The following is a 20,841-nucleotide window of genomic DNA, read 5'->3' as shown; positions in this document are numbered from 1 at the left end:
TCTGTGGTCTGGGCCAGACTGAAGGCCGATGGCGCGTTAGGCATAAATTAGCGATCAACACGAGAAGGGGGAAGTGCTGTGACACCGTTGACCGCGGATACTGCGCTCGATGTGCTCGGCCACCTCCACGTTCGTCTTGACTTGCAGTTCCGTGCCCTCCAGGAGTCTCGGCGCACTCTGGCCGCTGACGCCCCAGTATTCGCCTTGGAGCATGGGCTCTCCGAGACGGACCTAGACGCTCTATGCGCCGCCGTCCGCCATGCGGTGGCGCAGGGATTCGACCATCGTTACTGGCGGCAGAACTGGCTCCCATTCATCGTCTACGCTGCTGAGTCCGGCTACTCCTACATCGGCGGCGAGTATTGGCTGAGCTTCGAGCAGTCGACACCGGGATGGGCGCAGTACGGCAGCCGCGACCGTATTCGGATGTGGTTCCGTAAATTCACTACCGAGTACGGCGGAGCTGTCCCGAAGGGCGCGTTCGCCAGGAACTTCCCGATCATCGCCTGGCCGATCACCCACGCGGTCCTGCCGATCTATCTGCAGCGACATCTCGCTCAACTCCTTTACGAGTTCCGCATGGGGTTGACGACCAGCCTGCTCCAGAATCCCGAGGAGCTTGGCGAGCACCTTGCGGCGCGCACTTGGGGGTACACCGAACGGTTCCGCATCTTTTGTGAGAACACCTCCCTGCTCGGACAGGTCGCCGCCGCGTTGCTGTCCGGTGAGGGGGAGGATTCCCCCTACTTGCTCCGCTCGACGCTGCTCCGCCTGGTTGATGGTCTCGAGCAAGAGCGTCAGGCGAAGTTCTGGTTGAATCGCGCGCGTCAGGCAGCCAACCGGATACGGGCGCGCGGGTTCCAGCCAGGACTCTCGCGTGGGACAGGATCGGCCTCGCACGATCGTCTGCCGAGTCCGACTGATCCACGCCTCGTCCTCCGTGCTGGAGAGAACGGCTGGCAACTGTTCGCGGAACTGCCCGACCTCAGCACGCTCAGCGGGCGGCTGCCTCACGTCTATGAGGAACTCCGCACCAAGCGAGCACGGGTTGAGGGCGCCGACCAGACGATGGTGGCGCGCGGTCGACTGACGGCGGCAGGTCAGGAAGTCCGTCTCACGCGACGCCCAAACCCCGAGGTGCCATTCATCCAACTGGAGAACGGCGAGCCTGCCGTCAATGCACTCGTCCGAGATCAGGTGGAGGTCAGCCGCGGACCGATCTGGCTTTTCAAGCGCCGCGCTCCGGGGTCAGCCGTTGAGGTCAAGTGCAAACTGATCCGCCCCAACAGCACCTACTACGTCCTCCATGACGACGAGTGGTCGGTGCCTGATCTGCCCTGGGTGGAGCCGACCGCACTCGACGTTGTCGGTGCTGAGGCGGTGCGGCTTGCCGTCCCCGAGCGTCTCACCGAGGAAGCCACCGCTGCCCTGGTCGCTTCGGGTCTGAGCGTCATGTCCGACGCGTTTATTCGTCCAGTCGGCTTCGCCGCCAGTGCGTGGGACGGTGAGGGCGCGGTCGAGTGGTTGGCTGGTGAGCCAGGGCTTATCGGCATCCACGTTCAACAGATCCCGAGTGGCTGTACGTTCATCATCGCTGGCAACCGCTACACACTGGATTGGCCGGATGGCGAACGCGAACTCTTCCTGAGCCTCGATGATTTGCCTGTCGGTTCGCACGAGTTGAGGGTGACACTCACGGGTGCCCAGCAGCAGACCCTTGTCGAGGGATCTCTGCAGGTCACCATCCGTGATCCGCAGGCGCGCTCCGAGGCGGCCGAGGCTGGCGAGGGAATCCGCCTGCTGGCATCCCCGGCTCGCCCTACTATGAGCGAACTGTGGGAGCCGGAAGCTATCACCATCGCCGGCCCCGAGGGGCTTCACGTCGACCTTGCCGTCGTGCTCCGGTCGGAGACGAGTGCTGAGCTTGCCAACATTCGTCAGCAGATCACGTTGCCGCTCCGTGACACCGACTGGGCTGGTGTCGCCAAGAAGGTTCGCGGCGACACCCGCTTCAGCCGCTCCTTCGATCGGGCTGAGTCGATTGAGCTTTCGGTCTCTCGTGCTGGCGTGGGGTATGCCGTCCTCTCGGCGGATCGGGGCTTCCAACCGCTTCGATGGCAGTTGCTTCGAGATCGTGAAATCAACCGTGCGCGTCTAATCGATCGGACGGACAGCGGCGCGACGCGCGTCGAACTCTTTCGCGTGGAGTCGCCGCTGGCTGCCAGCGTCTGCGAGGCCGGAGTGGACATCGAGGTTCCGGCGTCTGGCGGACTGCTCCGCGCGGTTGCCGGGGAGGGCGTCGATGCCACGGCGACGGTCCTGCTTCCGACAGACCCGAACCAACTTCGAGGGGTGCGGCGTCTCATCCCTGACGTTCCGACGGGGAGCAAGACACCGGAGGAAGCGATGAAGCTTGTGAACGCCTACCAGCAATGGGCCGACGCTGATTTGCCCGGTGACGTTTTCGCGCAGTTTCAGCGCGACATGGTGCTGGCAGCGATTACCCGAGCTTTGGTGTCGCTCATCGCGGGAGGTCGATGGGCATCGGTCGAGCGAGACATCGCGCGCGCCGACGGATTGGAGGACTTTCTCGATGACATGCAGCGCGCGGTCGGAGAAGTCGATGAACAGAGGAAGCTGGCAAGGACGATCGGCATGAACCTCCACGCTTGGCTCAATCCAGCGTCACTCTTGATTGGGTTTGCCGAAGTCGCGGAGAGCGCAATCCGCGCGAACGGGATCGTAAACCGCCCTTCGACGGCTCGCTTCCTCCTCACCCTCGCGGGGCATCCTGGGCAGATACTGCAGTGGGAGGCAGGCGAGCGCAGAGTGCTGCTCCAGCACGTACTGAACTCGCCGATCCTGCTGCGGGCCGCGCGCTTTGCCGTGCTTGGCACGCGGGCGCTCAAGGACGCAGAGGATGCCGTGAGGGGATTCTGATGGAGCTTTCGCTACGGACTGCCGACGAGGTTTCCGCGACCTCGGTACGAGTGCTGGGGCTGGATGCCGGCAGCATCGCGTTGGACTACCCGGAAGCATTGAGCGCTTCGCTTCGGCGGGCGGCCGCGTTTCTCTGCCCGACGACGCCGAGGGCGCTCGTGGACGCGGTACTGGAAGTCCTGATGCCGGTGATCCCGCAGCCGCCAACACGGGATGACCTGATGGCGACGCTCGACCAGATGATCTCGACGGGAGATCTGCTCGAACTGGTCGACGCGACCAGCGATCGGGCGACTCGCTTGCTCTATCTCGGGCCACCAAGCTTCATCGAGCGGTCTCCCGGTCGCTACCTCGTGACGGGCATCCGGCCTCTTAGCCTGGCGCTCGTCGGAAGCGACATCACCCTTGAGCACGAGGGATACACACGCACGGCGGTACTCGACCCGGACGACGCCGTGGCGCGTCTTCGTGCTGCGGGTCTGCACGAGATCAGCCAGACACGGTGGATCGGGCAGCCGAGTTCGGTGCCGGCACTCGACTACCTGGCGGAGTACCGGACTCGACTCGACGTCGCACTGGCCGCAGGTTTCGTTGACGGCCTGACGATCATCGATCCCGCTACTCGTCCGACGTACTATCGCGGTCGCTGGCGCGATCCGGCCGAGGGCGACTCCGGCGAATTCGTGGGGAGGCGTCCCCAGGCGTATGGCGCGGACCGTTGGTGCCTTGTGCGACTGGTCGACGGCACTCCCGAACGCCTTCTTGATCTTCCCGTCGACAGTTCTGTGGCGCCGGGGCGCGACGAGGCGTGGCGGCTCCAAGCCGCGATCGACGCGGCGCGGGGCACCCCGCTTCAGTACCGCACTCGTCCCGTGCCCGGAGTCGATCCCGCGCAGGCGGTCGTTGACTTCTTTTCGCCGCTGCCGAGTTGGGCGGAGCGATACCTTGGACTCGTCGGATTGCCGGTGGAGAAGTCGCGCGGTGCGTTGTTCTCCTACCGGCTCCCGACATCCGCGCTGACAGGTCTCGCGTCGGTGTTGACCGAGACCCTGTGGATGACCACCACGACCGATGAGGAAGTCCAGTGACGGCAGAGGCACCAACGATCGCTGAGACGATCACCAAGATTCAGGCTGCTCTGCGCGACTACATCGAAGCGACCTATCACGTAGGGCATCCGACGCTCATCGAACAACGACGCGCGCTGTTGGACGAGGACGGCGTGATCTTCCGGGCACCGTTCATCGAGAGCACCCCGCGCTATCAGACCGATCGGCGTTTCGTGGAGTTGGCGCTCGACCCAGCAGTTCAGACGCTGTTCGCTCGTCTCACGAGTTCGGACGAAGGAACGCCGCTCCTCTATGACCCGCCCTACACGCACCAGGCAGAAGCTCTGGAGCTCACCATGCGTGACGGGTTGAGCCTGGCGGTGACCACGGGTACCGGCTCTGGCAAGACAGAGTCGTTCCTGCTCCCGATGCTGGCGAAGCTCGCGGCGGAGGCAGCTAACCGCCCGGACTCGTTCGCTCGTCCTGCGGTGCGCGCCTTGATCCTTTACCCGATGAACGCGCTCGTGAACGACCAACTCGGTCGACTCCGCTTGCTCCTCGGTGATACCCGCGTGACGAGTCAGTTTCAGTCGTGGGCCGAGCGCCCAGCGCGCTTCGCGAGGTACACCAGCCGCACGCTTTACCCCGGAGTGCGGAAGGTAGAACGCGACCAGCAGCGGCTGAAGTCCATTGAGGATTTCTACATCGATCTGCTCGACCGGAGCGATGACCCGGCATCGCGGTATCACGCGGACGCCACCGCACTCGTCGGCAAGCTCAAGGAACGCGGGAAGTGGCCCGCGAAGCCAGATCTCCGCGAGTGGTATGGGGCGAAGGGGTCGCGCTGGAAGAAGGACGGAGAGTTCTTGCGCGCCGTCCTTCAGCCGCGCGACGCCGAACTCTTGACGCGGCATGAGGTGCTTGGCGCCCCGCCAGACGTGCTCATCACGAACTACTCGATGCTCGAATACATGTTGATGCGCCCGCTGGAGCGCCCGGTCTTCGATGCAACGCGCGCATGGTTGGCGACCAATCCCGACGAGAAGTTCCTGCTCATCATTGACGAGGCACACCTCTACCGGGGCGCAGCGGGAGCCGAGGTCGCCCTGCTCCTACGGCGGCTGCGTGCCCGGCTGGGTATTGATGCGGATCGCCTTCAGGTGATCGCCACGAGTGCGAGCTTCGACAGCGCCGACTACGCGCGGCACTTCGCCGCGCAGCTCAGTGGCAAGGACGCCGACGACTTCCGCACGATCGTCGGGAAGTTGGCACTTCGTCCGAGGGCAGGCGTCGGTTCTGCTGTCGACGCCTCCCAACTCGCGGCGGTCTCGCTTGAAGACTTCTATGACGGCGCCACAGAGGACAAGCGCATCGAAGCCGTCGCCGGCCTCCTGTCGTATCGCGGACTGACCGCCGAACCAGGCACGACGGTCGGCGCGCTCCTCGACAAGGCGCTCGCCTCCTACGAACCCATGAACCTGCTTGTGAACGAGACGATGCAGCAGGCCCAGCCGGTCAGCGAGCTCGGCGCGAAAGTGTTCCCTGGTGTCGATCAGGAGACAGCGGATCGCGCAATCACCGCCCTTGTCGCGCTGGGGAGTGCTGCTCGTCTCAAGCCAGACGACGCGGGTCTTCTCCCGTGCCGCGTCCACGCCTTCTATCGGGGATTGCCCGGCCTCTGGGCGTGCGCCGATGCCGACTGCCCGCACGTAGATCGGGAGCGATACTCGACGCCCGGCCCCGTCGGCAAGCTCTACGCACAGCCCCAGGCGACTTGCTCCTGCGGTTCCCGAGTCTTCGAGCTCTTCACCTGTCGGCACTGTGGATCGGCGTATCTGCGTGCCTACACGGACGATCTTGCGAACCCGTCCTCGCTTTGGCACGAACCGGGCAACAGCTTCCAGGTGGCTTCCGGTGCGGTCCAGGAACTCCAGCCGCTCGACTTGCTCATGGAGGAGCCCGATCCGCAACTTGTCACACAGCCCGCTGACCTCGACCTCGTCACCGGGCGTCTCGACCCGATGAAACTCGGTTCGCGGGTTCGCACGGTGTATCTGCCAGGCAAGCGAACCGGCGACGTCGGCATCGCCGACGACGAGGAAGTGGACGGTACCAGCGAGGTCAAGGCGAACGGCGAGTTCAGTCCTTGCGGGGTTTGTGGACAGAGAGCTGGATTCGGTCGGTCCTCAGTGCAGGACCATCAGACCAAGGGTGACCAGCCGTTCCAGGCGCTGGTAACGCGACAGATCGAGGTTCAGCCCCCGTCACGCCCGTATAACGACTTCGCGCCGCTGCGCGGTCGAAAGGTGCTGGCGTTCTCGGACTCTCGGCAGGTGGCAGCTCGACTCGCGCCGAACCTCCAGAGCTACGCCATGCGCGACGTGATCCGGCCGCTCATCGTGCGTGGGTGGAGCGAGCTTTCGACCATCCCCGGGATCGGCAAGCAACTCAGCCTTGACCACTTGACGCTTGCCTCGATGGTGGGGGCGAAGAGGCTATCGGTGCGTCTTCGCCCTGAGCTTCGTCCGAGCGAGTCGATGAGTGCGCTTGCTGACGTTGGGCGGGTTCTGGATGCTGGTGCACTCGACGGAAACGATGATGCGCGGACCGAACTGGTCATGATGCAGCCGCAGACGCCGGAGTCGCTCCTCAAAGCCATCTACAAGACCTTGACCGATCGCTACTACGGGTTGTCGTCGCTCGGACTTGCCTCGCTACGCGAACGGGGGTCGCTTCGTGAGGACCTCCTCGACGTCCTGCCGGATATACCAGGAGTCGCAGACAGCGACGAGCGGAAGCTGGCCCTCGTGCGCCTGTGGCTGGCGCAGTGGAGCACGCCGTCGTGGGGCATCTGGTTCCAGTCTATGACCGCCGACTGGCGTGGCGTCAAGGAGGGCGTGCGTCCGCACTCCGGCAAGTTCCGCCCCTTCGAGCGATGGCTTGGCTCCGCTACCATCAGCAAGCAGTTCAACCAGGGCTGGCTGCCGACGCTGCGCCAGAAGTTCTGCGAGACGGCAGGAAACAAGTACTATCTGCTCGCCAGTCGGGTTGCGCTCGAACTCGGCGGCGAGTGGGGCTATTGCGAACGCTGCCGCTATACCCAGCGGCCGTTCCCTGGTGCGAACAAGTGCGCCAACTGCGGAGTTGACGAAGTCCGCGTTCTTGATCCTGAGACGGACCCTGTCTTCCAGGCGCGCAAGGGCTACTACCGCGCGAGCACCGTCCGTGCGCTCGCCAATCCGCCTGAACCGCCGATGAGCATCATCGCGGCCGAGCACACCGCCCAGCTCAACGCGGCGCAGTCCGACGCGGTGTTCTCGAAGGCAGAGGAGCACGAATTGCTCTTTCAGGACGTCAACCTCGGCCTCCCTGGACCGAACGCTCAGGAGCGGGCAGCCATCGACGTGCTGTCGTGTACGACAACGATGGAGGTCGGAATCGACATCGGCGCGCTCTCGGGCGTCGCCCTCCGCAACATGCCGCCGTCCCGCGCCAACTACCAGCAGCGAGCTGGTCGTGCCGGACGTCGCGGCAACTCTGTGGCAACCGTGATCGCTTTCGGTAGTGCCGACACGCACGATGACCACTACTTCCGCGAGCCAGCCGAGATGATCCGTGGCCGCGTTGACGATCCCGTGCTCACGATGGACAACGACGAGATTGCTCGTCGACACGTCGTTGCCTATCTGCTTCAGCGGTATCACCAGGATCGGCTGCCGACCTTCGACCCCTCGACGCAATCATCCCAGTTGTTCGAAGTGCTCGGGACGGTTCAGGAGTTCGTCGGCGCCCAGTCCCCTCTGAATCGCACCGACTTCGCACACTGGCTGGAAACGCACGAGGCACAGCTCAGGAACGACATCGATGGCTGGCTCCCATCTGAGTTGACGTCCGAGAGTCGGAATACTGTCCTCGATGGCATCGTCAGCAGGACGCTGGAGGACATCGACGAGGCACTCGATCTGACGGCCGAGGGTATGCTGCCAAAGCCGGTCGAGGGGGATCTCCCGCCAGAGCCTGAAGAGGTCGAGGCGGAAGGCCCCGGCGAGGACGGCGCGGATGAGCCAAGCCCTCAGCGCAGCCAGACCAATCTGCTCGACCGTCTGCTCTACAAGGGCGTGCTTCCTCGATATGCCTTCCCGACCGACGTAGCGGGATTCCACGTCTTCGACGTGGATAGGTCCGAGCGTTTTCGAGCAGCGTTCCGCTACGCGCCGAGCCAAGGGCTTCCGGTGGCACTGACTCAATACGCACCGGGCAAAGTCGTCTGGATCGACAATAAAGAATGGCGTTCCGGCGCGGTCTACTCTCCGGTAAGGGCTGAGCGGTACAAAGCATGGCAGGGGCACAAGCTCTACTTCGAATGTACGGTATGCCACTACGCCAACTACTTCGATCAGGAGGAGGCGCACCGTGGTGAAATCCGCGAGTGCCCCGCCTGCGGGTCTGAAGACTCGTTCGGCAAGGCGATGGCCTGGATGCGCCCGCCGGGGTTCGCGCACCCCGCCTACGAAGACCCTGGCACCAGCCCCGATGATGCCCCGGCGCGAAGCTACGCAACTCGCGCCAAGCTAGTCGCCCCTGGCCCTACCGATGACTCAGCCTGGACTCAGGTCACCGATCGCGTTCAGCAGACCTACCATCGTGAGACTCTGCTGGTCACGAACACCGGACCAAGGAACGAGGGCTACACCTACTGCTTCAAGTGTGGCCTCATCGAACCGACCAAGTCTGCAACCGGCGTCGTCGTGGGCCAGCATAAGAAGCCGTATCCAGACGAGCAGGAGCCGAACTGCCCCGGCTCATCCTCGACGAGCGGCCTCGTGCTCGGGACCGACTTCATTACCGATGTGCTGCTGGTGCGCTTCAAGGTCAAGCGTCCCGTGCGCCTTGGCCCTCAACTCCTCTCCACCCAGGTCGCGCTTCGCACCATCGCGGAGGCGATGACGATCGCGGCTACGCAGCGGTTGGACATCGAGGCCACGGAACTTCAGGCCGAGTTCCGCCCAGCGCTGACGCTGGGCGGCGCGGAGGGACTCGAGGCAGAGGTGTATCTCTACGACACACTTGCCGGTGGCGCGGGGTTCTCACGACGAGTCGAACACTTCGGCATCGACATCCTTCGTCAGACCCTGCAGCGGCTCGAAGCGTGCCCAGCGGACTGCGACGAGTCCTGCTATCGCTGCCTGCGGAGCTTCCGTAATCGCTTCGAGCACGGCCTGCTCGATCGCAAAGTCGGTGCGAGCCTACTCCGCTACCTGCTCGACGGCACCGCGCCGAGGCTTGACGAGGCTCGCCTGGCGCTCTCGACGGACCGCCTGTATCGCGACCTCATCGGGCGCGACATCGCTGGCGTGACCTTCGAGCGCGATCAGCAGGTCAACATTGCCGGCATCGGGCAGGTGCTGGCACCGATCCTGGCGACGAGGGGCGACCGGCAGTTCATCTTCGGTGTTCATGGCCCTCTGACTCCTGACCTTGCGCCAGACCCCGCGCTCAACGACGCCAAGGAGAACCAGACGACCATTCCGGTTCGTCTCATCGACGACATCGTGATTTCACGGAATCTGCCGAGCGCCAGCCACCAGGTTGAGAAGGCGCTGGCGTGACTGAGATAGCAGGCATGCTCGACACGGGCATTGCGCGGAGCCGAGCCTTGCTCCCTTCGCCGCCGAGTTACTGGAGTTACTCGTCCCTGAAGGAGATCGAAGCCTGTCCTCGCCGCTTTGCGCTGGCGCGGGCCACGTACCCAGACCTCTGGGATGGTCGTGGCTACCCGTCGCTACCGAGTACGCGCGCCTTGTTCGGAGATGTCGTTCACAGCACGCTCGAAGTCGTTGTCAAGGCGCTCGCAGAGGCGGGCGTGGAGTCGCCACAGGCAGTCGAGGCAACAATGGTGCTCCGCGATCTAGGCGGAATCACCGCCGTCGTTGAAGAGGTGGTGACCAAGCAACTTGCCCCGCTGGAGGGTAACCCGCGCGTCGACCTCGATCGCCATCGCAGAATAGCGCGCGAGCTTCGTGCTCAGATCCCGGATGCTCGTGTCCAGGTGCAGACCTACCTCAGCCGGACAGTGTTAGTCCCACGTCCATCTGCGTCGAGCGACATGCGGGACGGGAGTGCTGCCGCGCGTGGAGGCCAGCCCACGCGCAGAGCTCTCGGGAAGGGATCGCACGCCGAAGCGGTGCTCGTCGCCGACGAACTGCGGCTGCTCGGGCGTGTCGACCTTCTCACCATCTCTGGGGTCTCAGTCGACATCGTCGACTACAAGACCGGGGTCGAAGCTCCAGGGCATCACGAGCAACTGCGGTTGTACGCCCTGCTCTGGGATGCGGACCGGCAGGCGAACCCTGCCCGACTTCCGGCGGCGAGCCTCACGGTCGCGTATCGCGACCGTGACGTCGATGTTCCCGTTCCGTCGAGCGCAGACCTGGACGCGCTCCGCGTAGCCGTGTCAGCTCTGATTGAGTACGCCGATGTCGAGTTGAAATCGACGCTGCCCACGCCATTGCCGAGTCCAGCGAACTGCGAACGGTGTGCGGTACGTCACTTGTGCGCTGCGTACTGGGACGAGTCGACTCAAGAGCTGACGGCCATCGGCGACGGGGAGTGGTTCGACTACGAGGGGAAGATCGGGAAGCAGAACGGGCAGCGGAGTTGGTGGGTAATTGACCCCGAAACGGGAATCCAGCGCCTGCTGCTCCGAACCACCTCGGCAACACCGCCCTTCGCGACTGGTGATCACGTTCGTCTACTCGGGCTGCGCCACGAGCTCGATCCCGAAACGAATGCGCCGGTTGCTCTCCTCACGGCCGCCTCGGAGGTGTTCCAGGTCGTCTCTTCCTAGAGGTTCTCGACGCAGAGCGTCCCGTCGCTCTGCTCGATCTCTGCCCTCTCACCGCTCGGCAGCGGTACTCGCGCCGCATGCCGGAACGGTCGCACTAGTCGATGAGCACGCATCGACTCCCGCACCGGCGCTTGCTCCGCTCGGCGACGTCCCCAGCGCTCGAACCACCAGCGCGCGACCTCTACCTCACCATTTGTGAGATCAGCGTCGATCAGATACGTCGGATCGGAATCGATGCCAAGCGAGTAGTCGCGCAGGTTTTCCACCAGGCGCACGCCGTAGACGATGCGTTCGCGGCCATGCTTAAGCAGTTCGTTCGTCGGCCACCCGAGCGCAGCGAGACCGAGCCGGACCTTCCGCAGGCGCGGGCTGACGCCTTCGCCGAAAAGGCTGTTGACACGAACCGTCGTTCCATTGAGTCGCGACAAACGCACGAGCGCGTCTACGGTCTCGTCGCTGAACTGCGACGTGCCGAATGAGCGTGACCGACCAAGCTGCTGAAAACTGATCTGCTCATCGCGCGAGCCGCCCATGACATCAGCCGGCCAGCGAAGTCGGTTGTACTGACTTGATCCGCTGCCGTAGAGCGAAGTGGTGCTGATGAATGAGAGGCGCGACTCGCGCTCGATGGAGCGCCCCGCGATTGACGAGGCAATCTCGCTGGGGCGGGCGTACTTGGCGCGGTACGCCGCGACGACCTTCGGGGAGACCGCAAGCGCTCCAACCAGCTTGCCTGCAGCGAGCGCACTGTACGGCGCGACAGCACCGCACACCGTTAGGTCAGCGATGACGGTGCCTACGCGTTCGCCTCGAGCGCGACGGACAAGTCGGCGGATCTGCGTCCGAGCCTTCGAGTTCTCGAGGGCCTCCTTCAACCCTTCGGCCGTTGGAGTCGGGCGTAGGAATGGGCCGAGGACGAAGGCGATCTCCAGGGTTTCCGCGAGCACCGAAGCGCGCTTGCTCCGAAAGAGCGGCGTCAGCGCGCGCTCCAGCCAGGAGTCCTGCTCAATCTGACGCATAGCTTGGAGGGGGCCGCGGTGATGCTTCTGGCGATGTCGCTCTGCATCAGCCCGAAGCAGGGCGATGGCGTCGGGGGTGGGGTGCCGCAGGTCCGTAGGCTGGAGGACTCCGTCCCGAAGGAGGTCATCGAAGTAGATCTCACTGAGTTGAGCGTCGATACGCTCGGTGATCCACACGGCGATTTCGTCCGTCGGGTTGGCGCGCACCGACTCTAGGAACGTGTCGGTGTCCCATCCAATCCACTGGTCGCGTTCGGCAATCTGGACGACGGGGCTTGAGATGGCGGCGAGGCCGATCACAGCATGGTTCGGTGTCGCCGCATCTCGAATGAGGATCGGCATCGAGCGTCCAGGGACCGTGAAGTAGGCGTTCGACCAGGTGTGACGGAAATAGCGCCAGATGTCGTGGAGGGCGAAGCCCGTCAGGTCGCACTTTCCGCCATCGACGATCTGGATATATGGGCGGATGATGGTCTCGGGATTGGGGTCGCGCTCTAGGGCGTCGGCCAACTCACGCCCATCGCGCATGAGGCTGAAGATGGAGACTAGTCGTCCTCCGTGTTCGCGGGGCTTCTCCATCCTTTCGACAAACCGTCTGACGCTCGGCTTCCGAAGCTGTGGGTCACGCCGCAGATGCTCTTGGCGTCGGATCCGTACCTTCTCGATCTCGGGGTCGGCGTGCGACGGTGGCGGAGCCAGCAGTGGTCCGTGCTTGTAGTCGGTCAATTGCCACCCCTGGTCCAACAGGTCGATCAAGGTATGCGCGGCCGCTGCCAGGGTTGGCTGGTTGTAGAGATCGCCCAGTTTCGCCTGCTCGAACCAGCGCGTCCGGTCGATGGCCTCGGTCGGGTCGAGAGCCGCCGCGGTGAGCGCCTTGCAGAGTCGGAGGAACCCCTCGCGCTCGACGCGGCGTGTTCCCCTGGGCAGTGAGATGTTGATGAACTTCGCTTCGTTCTCGTGGCTCATGACTTCTGCAGCATCCGTCCGTAGGTCGCACCCCATACGCGGAGCAGGTCACGACAATCCTGCTCGCTCGCACCGACAGAGGCGACCGATCGCGCGAACGAGAGGAGTAGCAGTTCGAGTGCCGTGCGAACGGGCGCACCTGAGTCGCCCAACTCCTGGAGCGGGACGTACAGTGCGGTGAAGCCCGGATGGTCGATGTTCATCGTGACGTATAGGTGGCGCTGCTTCAGTGTCAAATCGAACATCGACTCTCCCGACATTTGATCTGCCCCAAGGTGGTAGCTCAGCGCTCCGGTGGTGCGTCCCGAGGTGCGGATCACCGGGAGGTCGGCGTCGGCGGCGCCGGCGATGCGGCAAGCGCCTTGCACGGCTGCCTCGAACTTTACCTCCTCGAAGGCACGGCGGACGCGGGCGTTCAAGACGCGGGCGATGGACTCCAGTTCGGGTTCGAGCGCTTCACGAAGCGCCGCGGTGGGGCGCACCCCCTGCTTGTTGACGGTTATTCCGAAGTGCTCGTCGAGCGCGGGGTCGAACTCGATCTCGCACCGCCACCAGTCGTCGTAGTTCTCCTTCCGTTTGCCCCCCATGAGGTACCAGCCGTTGGCAATCTCCCGCCCCGCGCGCAGGATCGAGACACCGCCGTGTCCCACAATGCCGGCCTTCCGCTTCGTGGTGTTGTCGAGGTGATGCCAGCGAGTGACGGGGAGGACCGTGAACGTGACCGTTACAAAACTCGTGTCGCCGGTCGTGGTAGCGATCTCGTAGCGCATTGGCTCGAACGCGAGCCGGGCCGCGTGGCCATTGAGTTCCGTAGAAAGCAACATCGGATCGAGCGGTTCGACCGTATGTCCGTTGATCCGCAGCGTCACGCCGCGGGCGAGGAACTTCCGAAACATCCGGCCAAGATCGCGGTGGAGCGCGCGCTCGAGCCATGCGAGGCGCCGGTACTCAATCCGGTCGCACTCCGTCCAGACGACCCGGCAGCCTGACGATGCGGCGCCTCTCACGCCATCGCGAAGCAACAGTGCTTCCTCGCCGCGCGCCACCGCGTCGACATCGAGGTGAACCGCCCGCGCAGCGGTGTCCGCTTGCCATGCTGTCACCTCGACCTTGCGTGCCTGGCTTAGCGATGCCGCAGGTAGCCCCATACCGAACCGCCCAAGAGAGGAGCGCGAGTCAAAGCGAGATGATCCACCAAAGCGAAGGCAAGCCGCCAGTTCGTCGTGGGTCATACCGTCGCCGTCGTCTTCGACACAGATCCGAGGAAGCGTATCAGGATCGCTCCGATCGACCGTGATGTCGATGACTGCAGCATTCGCTTGGAGCGAGTTATCGATCAGTTCTGCCAGCGACGTGGAGAGGCTGACGTAGCCCGATTCGCGGATCGCCCTGATGAAATTCGCGGGTACGAGCAGGCTGAGCGTCCGGTCCTGGAATCCGCCCATGTTGGCTCCCTCCGTCGGAGTTGGGGATAGGTCTAGGGTAGCTCGCCGGACTCGCTCACGAGCCACTCAACCTGTCCCCTCGCGATGCACGCAGGCACTGTCCTCGGGGAGCACGACGCCCTGGCGCAGTTCGAGTTGCGAGGCGCGCATGTCCTCTTCGCGGTCCGCCTCGGACGTGTAGCGGGTGTCGTGCGTAAACCAGGTGTCGAGGTACGCGAGCCACTCTTGTCGAGTGGTCAGCTGGGTGTCGAACGTGGAGGCAGTCGCCAGCGCCGCGCGCACGTAGTCCTCAGGGTCGGTCGTGATCGGCTCGGGTGCCCAGCCCTCCTCGGACGCCGTGTCGTCGACGTATTCGCCGGTGGGAGGCGCCGTCGCGGGCGGGGCGGACGTCTCGCGGGGATCGCTGCTCGGAGAGGGTTCGGTGGTCGGCGCCTGTGCCGTGACGGCCGAGAGGATGATCGCCGCGATCGCGGCGACGACGATGATGCCGCCGACAACAGCCCAGATAGCACCCCGGCGCGCGGGAGTTCGAGGGCGCGACATTAGCTGCCTCGCGCGCTTCCCGTGGCTCCTGACGGCCTTGACATGAGGGAAGCATATAACACTACCCTAGCGAAGGGGAAGCGTTTTTCGCTTCCGTTCCATGGACGAGTGAATCTCGCATGCGTCAGACTGGGGCGGTGCCCCGTTACGCTCGCCCCGCGAACAGTGATTTCGCGGAGGATCCGATCAAGGCTCTCGGGAACATGATGCAGGCGACGATCATCGGTCACCTGCGGAAGAACCCTGGCCAGACCAGGGGTGAGATCGCCGACGCGCTCGAGATCCCCGCGCTCACCGTCTACAACGGGCTCGAGAGGCTGCTCGACGCGGGCCTGATCATTGCTGATCCGCCGCGTGATGTCGCGACCCGCGGACAGCGCGTCCGGTACATCGTCGACGATGCTCAGGTCACCGAGATGGTGATGCGGCTGGAGCAGGTGCTGGGCGAGTTCTAGCCAGGTCGTGTGATCTCGGCCGCGCCGGTCTGGCATGCGGTCACGGAGGTCTGGCATGTCGACCCCGCTCGGCGATGTCGTCGTATCCACCCCTCGCGTTGAGCATGCTCAAACGCGGGCGGGACCCAACCGAGCCTTACCCGAAGGCGGAGGATGGGCAGGGGAACATGACAGAAGATGAGAGCAAGGCCGCGGCCGAGGGCCTGGCCAGGCGGTTGCGCCTGCTGCTTGACGTTGCCATTGCCGAGACGGGAGCTGAGCCGACGTACTCCCAGATCGCCGCGTTCGCGCGACCGGGGCGTCAACCTGTCCCGGTCTCGATGGACCTACATGGTCAACGGGCACCGCTATGTGCAGGACCGTCCGCTCTTCGAGGTACTCGCTGAGTTCTTCGACGTCGACGCCGCATTCCTTGCCGACGGGGACGACGCGCCGATGCCGGCGAAGGTCAGGGCGCAGCTTGATCTTGTCCGGTCGATGCGGGCCGAGAAGGTGAAGTCGTACGCGGTGCGAACGCTCGGCAACATCTCACCAGAGGCGCTCGAGGCGATCAGTCGATTCCTGGACAAGGAAGTGGCGAACAGATAGCGGCTGGCCCGGCGGGTGCGTGCGCTGCGACGGGTCGGATGGATGCGGAAGGAGTGGAACCGTGAACATCGAAGCGACCGTGTCGACGGCCATGGCAGAGCTCGCGCTCGGCGAGGCTTTCTCATTCGACAACCTCGTCGGCGCGTTGTAACTACGCAGACAGCGCCCGATTCGGATCGTGGAACTCGCGAATCTGAGCGACCAGGACGGCATCTGCGCGTTGTGGTTGATGACGGATACCGAGGACCTCGTCCTTCACGCGCGAAGTGAGTCGGCGTTGCATCGGCAGCAGTTCGTGCTCCACGAACTCGCCCACATGATGCTCGGCCACGGCGAGCACGAAGAGGCGACGACGCCCCACTTCCTGCTGCCCGACTCCCGCATCCACTCGCCAGCGTCTGCTCCGCCGCCAGGACCTTGTGACGGACGACGAGATCGTGGCGGGGTCGCTCGCGGACCACCTCGCCGGCGCGATCCGCGGTTCGGCTCTCCACCGCTCCCGTACTGCGGGCGATCACCATCTGGCTCAAACGGTTATGAGACACGCCCTAGTGCGCAGCAGGCGCCGACTCGGCGCCACCGCCTGCGGTCAGCAGCTCCTCGCTCAGGTGCCACAGCCGTCGAGCGGCATCGGGATCGATCGCGTGCGGCGCGACATCGGTGGGCGGCGGGCCGTCGAACGCGACGGACATCGGCGTTGCGTCGACCGCGGAGATGTCGTTGTCCTTGAGGTAGACGCCCCCGATGCCCTCGAGCAGGGGACTCGTCGCCGCGAACACCATGGTGCTCGCACCCTGCGCGACGGTCTTGAGTCCGTGCTCCGGCGCGATCACCGGCCGCCCTTCCGCGTCGATCAGGCCCTGCGCGCGCTGGAGCTCCTGCGGGGCCTCGATGCGCTCGCCGACTGCGCGCGCCGGCCCGAGGGACGTGCCGACGATGATGCCGGGGTGCACGGCGTAGCCGCGGATGCCGACCTCCGCCCACCGGCGGTCGAGCTCGACGGCGAACAGCACATTGGCGGTCTTCGACTGGCCGTAGGCGACGTGCCCGTCGTAGTCGTCGACGAGGAAGTTCGGATCCTCGAAGCGGATGCCCGTGAGCCGGTGGGCGCCGGAGGTCATGTTCACCACGCGGGCGCCGGCCGCTGCCCGCAGCGCGGGGAGGAGGCCGATCGTGAGCTGGAAGTGGCCGAGGTGGTTCGTGGCGAGATTCGCCTCGTAGCCGCGCGCGTCGCGCACGAGCGGGCCGGCCATGATCCCGGCGTTGTTGATCAGGATGTGGAGCGGACGACCCGACCCGAGGAAGCCGGCGACGAAGGCGTCGATCGAGGCCGGGTCCAGCAGGTCGAACTGCGCGGTCTCGACGCGGGCGATGCCCTCGAGCGCGACGGCGGCGCGCTCCGGATCGCGTGCAGCCACCGTGACGGATGCTCCTGCTGCGCTGAGGACGCGGGTCGCCTCGCGGCCGAGGCCCTGGTGCCCGCCGGTGATGATGACGTTCTTCCCGGCGAGGTCGATGCCCACGGCGACCTCCTCGGCGGTGGAGGCGGGTGAGAAGCCGGTTCCGATGGGGTGCTGGGTGCTGGTCATGAGAGTTCTCCTGTCGTGAGTGCGGGGAGGGGGAGGAGGGCGCGGGTCAGCGCGACGGCGGCCAGCGCGACCGCCGCCGACATCACCACGGCGGTCGCGAGTCCATCGCCGCCGAGGGTTCCGACCGCGGGTGCCGTGAGCGCGCCGCAGGTGAACTGCGCCGCGCCGATGACGGCGGCGGCGGTGCCTGCCGCCTCGCCGTGGCGCGAGAGGGCGGCCGCCGTCGTGTTCGGGATGACGAGCCATCCGCCGGCGAGCATCACGGCGACGGGGAGCAGGAAGCCGAGGACACCGCCCACCTGGAGCAGCTGCAGGGTGATGAGCACGACGCCGGCGACGAGGACGGCCGCGAGTCCGGCGGCGGCGATGCGCTCGGGTCGGTGATGCCGCAGCAGCACGGGGTTCACCTGGGAGCTCGCGACCATCACGACAGCGCAGGAGCCGAAGATCGCGCTGAACTGCTGCTCGTCCATGCCGTACTGCCCCTGCAGGACGAAGGACGAGCCCGCGACGAACGCGAACATCGCCGCGAAGCTCAGCGCCGTCGTGGCGACGAGCGGTCGGAAGTGCGGATCGTCGACGACCGCCCGGTACGACGCGAGCACCTGCCGGATGCCGAGCGTGCGCCGCCGTGCGGGAGGGAGGGTCTCCGGGAGGGCGAGAGCGGCGAGCACGATGACGCCGATCCCGAGCACGGCGAGGACAGCGAACACCCACCGCCAATCGCCGACGACCAGCACGGCGCTCCCGAGCGTCGGCGCGAGGATGGGCGCGACGCCCATCACCAACATGAGGCGGGAGACGGCTGCGGCCGCCCGGTGCCCGTCGAAGAGGTCGCGGACGATCGCCATGGCGACGACCGTCGCCGCCGCGGCGCCGAGCCCCTGCAGGATGCGCAGCGCGCCCATCGCGGCGAGGTCGGCGGCGCACGCGGTGAGCGCGGAAGCGATGACGTGCACGGCGACGCCGGCGAGGAGCGGACGACGGCGCCCGAGGGCGTCGGACAGCGGGCCGATGGCGAGCTGACCGAGCCCGAGGCCCAGCAGGGTCCCGGTGAGAGTGAGCTGGACGAGGGCGTCAGACGCTCCGAGGTCGGAGACGACGCGCGGCAGCGCGGGCAGGTACATGTCGATCGTGAGCGGGCCGAGCGCGACGAGCGCGCCCAGCACCGCGATCACGCGGGCAGAGCCCTGGCGTGTGGAGACATCCGGCGGGGACATCACGGCTCCCATCTGATTTCGGTGCGGTGCCTCCACGGTCGCGGGCGCTCCGGGATGCAGGAAGGCCCGCTTCATCCAGGGACGACCCGTCCCTGGATGGCTCAGAGCGCGCGAACGATACTGGGGTCATGATCGACCGCGCCGGGCTCGCCGCCTTCCTCCGCCGTCGTCGGGATCAGCTGCGCCCCGCCGACGTCGGTCTGGCCGACGGCGTGCGGCGTCGGGCGCCCGGCCTTCGGCGCGAGGAGGTCGCCCAGCTCGCGGGCATCTCGAGCGACTACTACGCGCGGATCGAGCAGGCGCGCGGGCCCCATCCGTCGGAGCCCATCATCGCGTCGCTCGCGCGGGCGCTGCGTCTCGACGTGGACGAGCGCGACTACCTTCTCCGCCTCGCCGGCTTCGCGCCTTCTCAGCGAGGAGGACATCACATCAGCCCGGGGCTGCTCCGCCTCGCCGATCGCCTCGCCGATGTCCCCGTGCTGATCGCGACCGATCTCGAGGTCGTGCTGTGGCAGAACCGCCTCGCGGCGGCGCTCGTGGGGCCGAGGAATCAGTCGCCGGGAGTCGAGGCGAGCGTGACCTGGCAGTGGTTCATGCGGCCGGAGACGCGGGCGATCTTCCCGCGGGAGGACTGGGAGCGGCACTCCGCGGCTCACGTGGCCGACCTGCGCGCGACCTCTGCCCGCCGCGGCGGCGATGCCGATGTGCGGCGGCTCATCCGGAGCCTCCAGGAGAGCGAGGAGTTCCGCCGGCTGTGGGAGCGGCATGACGTCGCCGTGCGCCGCTTCGACCGGAAGACCTTTCCTTGTTCCGAGCATCGGCGAGATCGCGCTGACCTGCGAGGCCGTGCTGAGCGCCGAGACGGACATCCGCCTGCGCGTGTTCTTCCCGGCCGAGGGGAGCGACGCGGGCGAGAAGCTCGAGCTGCTCGCCGTGATCGGCACTCAGAGGTTCGACGCCACCGCGCTGGGCTGAGCCGCAGCGCGGTGGCGTCGAACGGGCTCAGCGAGCGCTGACCTCGACCCTCAGGATGCGGTCGTCGCCGGGTCGCGGCTCGGTGCCGCCCCACGTCGCGCCGTCCGTGTTCGACGTGATCAGCCACAGCGAGCCGTCGGGTGCGGCCTCGACCGTGCGGATGCGGCCGTATTCCTCGACGAGATGGGCGATCGGCTCGGCCGCGGCCCTGCCGCCTTCGACGGGCAGCTGCCAGAGCCGCTGCCCGCCGAGCGCCCCGATCCAGAGCGATCCGCCCGCGTAGGCGACGCCGGATGGACTCGCCTCGTCGGGGTGGATCGTCGTGATCGGCGGCTCTCCTGTGTCCCCCGCGATGCCCTCCGTCTCCGGCCAGCCGTAGTCCGCGCCGGCGCGCAGGACGTTGACCTCGTCCCACGTGCGGTGGCCGAGCTCCGTGGCATAGGCCGTGCCATCGGGGCCGAAGACGATTCCCTGGACGTTGCGATGGCCCGAGGAGTAGATGAGGGAGTCCCGCGGATTGTCCTCTGGGATGCTCCCGTCCACCGCGATGCGCAGGATCTTGCCGTTGAGCGAGTCGGCCGTCGCGGCGTTCTCGGGCTCGAACGCGTCGCCGGTGCCGATCCAGAGGTGCCCGTCGGGGCCGATCGCGATCCGACCGCCGTGATGCCGGTCGGCGGTCTCGATGCCGTCGAGGAGCACGCGCTCGACGCTCAGGGAGCGCCAGTCGTCGGCCACCCTCACCGCGACGACCTGATTCTCATCGGCCCCGGACCGGTAGACGAAGACGGTGCGGTCCTGTTCGAACGTCGGCGACGCGACGATGCCGAGGAGGCCCCCCTCCGACGAGACCTCGACGTCGGGGACGACGCCGACGGGCTGCGCCGGCCCGCCCCCTGCCGGGATGCGGAGGATCCGCGCGGTGAGTCGCTCGGTGACGAGGGCGGACCCGTCGGGCAGGAACGTCAGTCCCCATGGAGAGCGCAGTCCGGTGGTGAGCTCGACAGGATCGGACAGGGTGGCGATGGCGGCCCTGTCGGGTGCCGCAGCGGGCCGGCTCGGCCGAGCTGAGCCATCCGCATCGTCGGCGTCTGCCGTGCCCGTGCACGCGGTCAGCATGCCGAGCACGAGAGCCAGGGCGGCGGCGGGAAGCGCCCTCGTCGCGCGGACCCGGCGTCGGGTGTTCATGCGTCTTCTCTCCTCGACGG

Annotated in this window: 14 protein-coding genes; 7 read left to right on the top strand and 7 right to left on the bottom strand. The window is 66.1% G+C overall.

Going from position 1 to position 20,841, the window contains the following annotated elements; genetic code table 11:
• Window positions 1–78 precede the first annotated feature (78 nt).
• The 4 genes from GC092_RS13860 to GC092_RS13845 are packed head-to-tail and all read left to right on the top strand — an operon-like array spanning window position 79 to window position 10,836.
• Window positions 79–2,940 carry a hypothetical protein gene (locus GC092_RS13860; RefSeq protein ID WP_324012666.1) on the top strand — a complete coding sequence of 954 codons (2,862 nt, stop codon included), beginning with the start codon at window positions 79–81 and terminating at the stop codon, window positions 2,938–2,940.
• Window positions 2,940–4,028: a hypothetical protein gene (locus GC092_RS13855; protein ID WP_324012665.1), complete on the top strand. Its 1,089-nt coding sequence runs from the start codon at window positions 2,940–2,942 to the stop codon at window positions 4,026–4,028. Before GC092_RS13860 ends, GC092_RS13855 begins: the two co-directional genes overlap by 1 nt.
• A complete protein-coding gene (locus GC092_RS13850) occupies window positions 4,025–9,598 on the top strand; it encodes a DEAD/DEAH box helicase family protein (protein WP_324012664.1) in 5,574 nt (1,857 codons plus the stop codon). The genes GC092_RS13855 and GC092_RS13850 overlap by 4 nt, the downstream gene beginning before the upstream one ends.
• Window positions 9,595–10,836 carry a PD-(D/E)XK nuclease family protein gene (locus GC092_RS13845; protein ID WP_324012662.1) on the top strand — a complete coding sequence of 414 codons (1,242 nt, stop codon included), beginning with the start codon at window positions 9,595–9,597 and terminating at the stop codon, window positions 10,834–10,836. Before GC092_RS13850 ends, GC092_RS13845 begins: the two co-directional genes overlap by 4 nt.
• On the opposite strand, the gene GC092_RS13840 is transcribed toward GC092_RS13845, so the two are convergent.
• The 3 genes from GC092_RS13840 to GC092_RS13830 all read right to left on the bottom strand — a co-directional run bounded on the left by GC092_RS13840 (window position 10,833) and on the right by GC092_RS13830 (window position 14,809).
• On the bottom strand, window positions 10,833–12,821 hold the full coding sequence (locus GC092_RS13840; protein WP_324012660.1) for a Druantia anti-phage system protein DruA: 1,989 nt from the start codon (window positions 12,819–12,821) through the stop codon (window positions 10,833–10,835). The genes GC092_RS13845 and GC092_RS13840 overlap by 4 nt on opposite strands.
• Window positions 12,818–14,266, bottom strand: coding sequence for an ATP-binding protein (locus GC092_RS13835; protein WP_324012658.1), 1,449 nt, complete (start codon window positions 14,264–14,266; stop codon window positions 12,818–12,820). Before GC092_RS13835 ends, GC092_RS13840 begins: the two co-directional genes overlap by 4 nt.
• A 66-nt stretch (window positions 14,267–14,332) precedes the next feature.
• The gene (locus GC092_RS13830; protein WP_324012656.1) at window positions 14,333–14,809 is read right to left on the bottom strand and encodes a hypothetical protein; all 477 of its coding nucleotides are present in this window, start codon (window positions 14,807–14,809) and stop codon (window positions 14,333–14,335) included.
• Between the two features lie 203 nt (window positions 14,810–15,012).
• Between GC092_RS13830 and GC092_RS13825 the strand changes: the two genes are divergently transcribed.
• Window positions 15,013–15,264, top strand: coding sequence for a winged helix-turn-helix domain-containing protein (locus tag GC092_RS13825; RefSeq protein WP_134746320.1), 252 nt, complete (start codon window positions 15,013–15,015; stop codon window positions 15,262–15,264).
• 330 nt (window positions 15,265–15,594) lie between these two features.
• Window positions 15,595–15,852 carry a hypothetical protein gene (locus GC092_RS13820; RefSeq protein ID WP_324012653.1) on the top strand — a complete coding sequence of 86 codons (258 nt, stop codon included), beginning with the start codon at window positions 15,595–15,597 and terminating at the stop codon, window positions 15,850–15,852.
• Between the two features lie 151 nt (window positions 15,853–16,003).
• On the opposite strand, the gene GC092_RS13815 is transcribed toward GC092_RS13820, so the two are convergent.
• The 3 genes from GC092_RS13815 to GC092_RS13805 all read right to left on the bottom strand — a co-directional run bounded on the left by GC092_RS13815 (window position 16,004) and on the right by GC092_RS13805 (window position 18,661).
• Window positions 16,004–16,240 (bottom strand): hypothetical protein, encoded by a 237-nt coding sequence (locus GC092_RS13815; RefSeq protein ID WP_324012651.1) that lies wholly within the window; start codon window positions 16,238–16,240, stop codon window positions 16,004–16,006.
• A 160-nt stretch (window positions 16,241–16,400) separates the two neighbouring features.
• Complete coding sequence (locus GC092_RS13810) at window positions 16,401–17,441, bottom strand: SDR family NAD(P)-dependent oxidoreductase (RefSeq protein ID WP_324012648.1); 1,041 nt, start codon at window positions 17,439–17,441, stop codon at window positions 16,401–16,403.
• Entirely contained in the window at window positions 17,438–18,661 is a 1,224-nt protein-coding gene (locus GC092_RS13805) for a multidrug effflux MFS transporter (RefSeq protein WP_324012646.1), read from the bottom strand. Before GC092_RS13805 ends, GC092_RS13810 begins: the two co-directional genes overlap by 4 nt.
• Window positions 18,662–18,789: 128 nt before the next feature.
• On the opposite strand from GC092_RS13805, the gene GC092_RS13800 reads away from it, so the two are divergent.
• Window positions 18,790–19,677 (top strand): helix-turn-helix transcriptional regulator, encoded by an 888-nt coding sequence (locus GC092_RS13800; protein WP_324012645.1) that lies wholly within the window; start codon window positions 18,790–18,792, stop codon window positions 19,675–19,677.
• Here GC092_RS13800 and GC092_RS13795 read toward each other — a convergent pair.
• Window positions 19,664–20,821, bottom strand: coding sequence for a PQQ-dependent sugar dehydrogenase (locus GC092_RS13795; protein ID WP_324012643.1), 1,158 nt, complete (start codon window positions 20,819–20,821; stop codon window positions 19,664–19,666). The genes GC092_RS13800 and GC092_RS13795 overlap by 14 nt on opposite strands.
• Between the last annotated feature and the right edge of the window lie 20 nt (window positions 20,822–20,841).

Source organism: Microbacterium sp. JZ37, assembly GCF_035188445.1.
Taxonomy (GTDB): domain Bacteria; phylum Actinomycetota; class Actinomycetes; order Actinomycetales; family Microbacteriaceae; genus Microbacterium; species Microbacterium barkeri.
This window is presented reverse-complemented; position numbering and strand designations above follow the sequence as displayed.

Bases quoted from the DNA above. Each gene is read 5' to 3' on its own strand.
- GC092_RS13840 (WP_324012660.1), bottom strand. From the start codon at position 12,821: ATGAGCCACGAGAACGAAGCGAAGTTCATCAACATCTCACTGCCCAGG.
- GC092_RS13800 (WP_324012645.1), top strand. From the start codon at position 18,790: ATGATCGACCGCGCCGGGCTCGCCGCCTTCCTCCGCCGTCGTCGGGAT.
- GC092_RS13825 (WP_134746320.1), top strand. From the start codon at position 15,013: ATGATGCAGGCGACGATCATCGGTCACCTGCGGAAGAACCCTGGCCAG.
- GC092_RS13830 (WP_324012656.1), bottom strand. From the start codon at position 14,809: ATGTCGCGCCCTCGAACTCCCGCGCGCCGGGGTGCTATCTGGGCTGTT.
- GC092_RS13805 (WP_324012646.1), bottom strand. From the start codon at position 18,661: ATGTCCCCGCCGGATGTCTCCACACGCCAGGGCTCTGCCCGCGTGATC.
- GC092_RS13795 (WP_324012643.1), bottom strand. From the start codon at position 20,821: ATGAACACCCGACGCCGGGTCCGCGCGACGAGGGCGCTTCCCGCCGCC.
- GC092_RS13835 (WP_324012658.1), bottom strand. From the start codon at position 14,266: ATGGGCGGATTCCAGGACCGGACGCTCAGCCTGCTCGTACCCGCGAAT.
- GC092_RS13810 (WP_324012648.1), bottom strand. From the start codon at position 17,441: ATGACCAGCACCCAGCACCCCATCGGAACCGGCTTCTCACCCGCCTCC.
- GC092_RS13855 (WP_324012665.1), top strand. From the start codon at position 2,940: ATGGAGCTTTCGCTACGGACTGCCGACGAGGTTTCCGCGACCTCGGTA.
- GC092_RS13820 (WP_324012653.1), top strand. From the start codon at position 15,595: ATGGTCAACGGGCACCGCTATGTGCAGGACCGTCCGCTCTTCGAGGTA.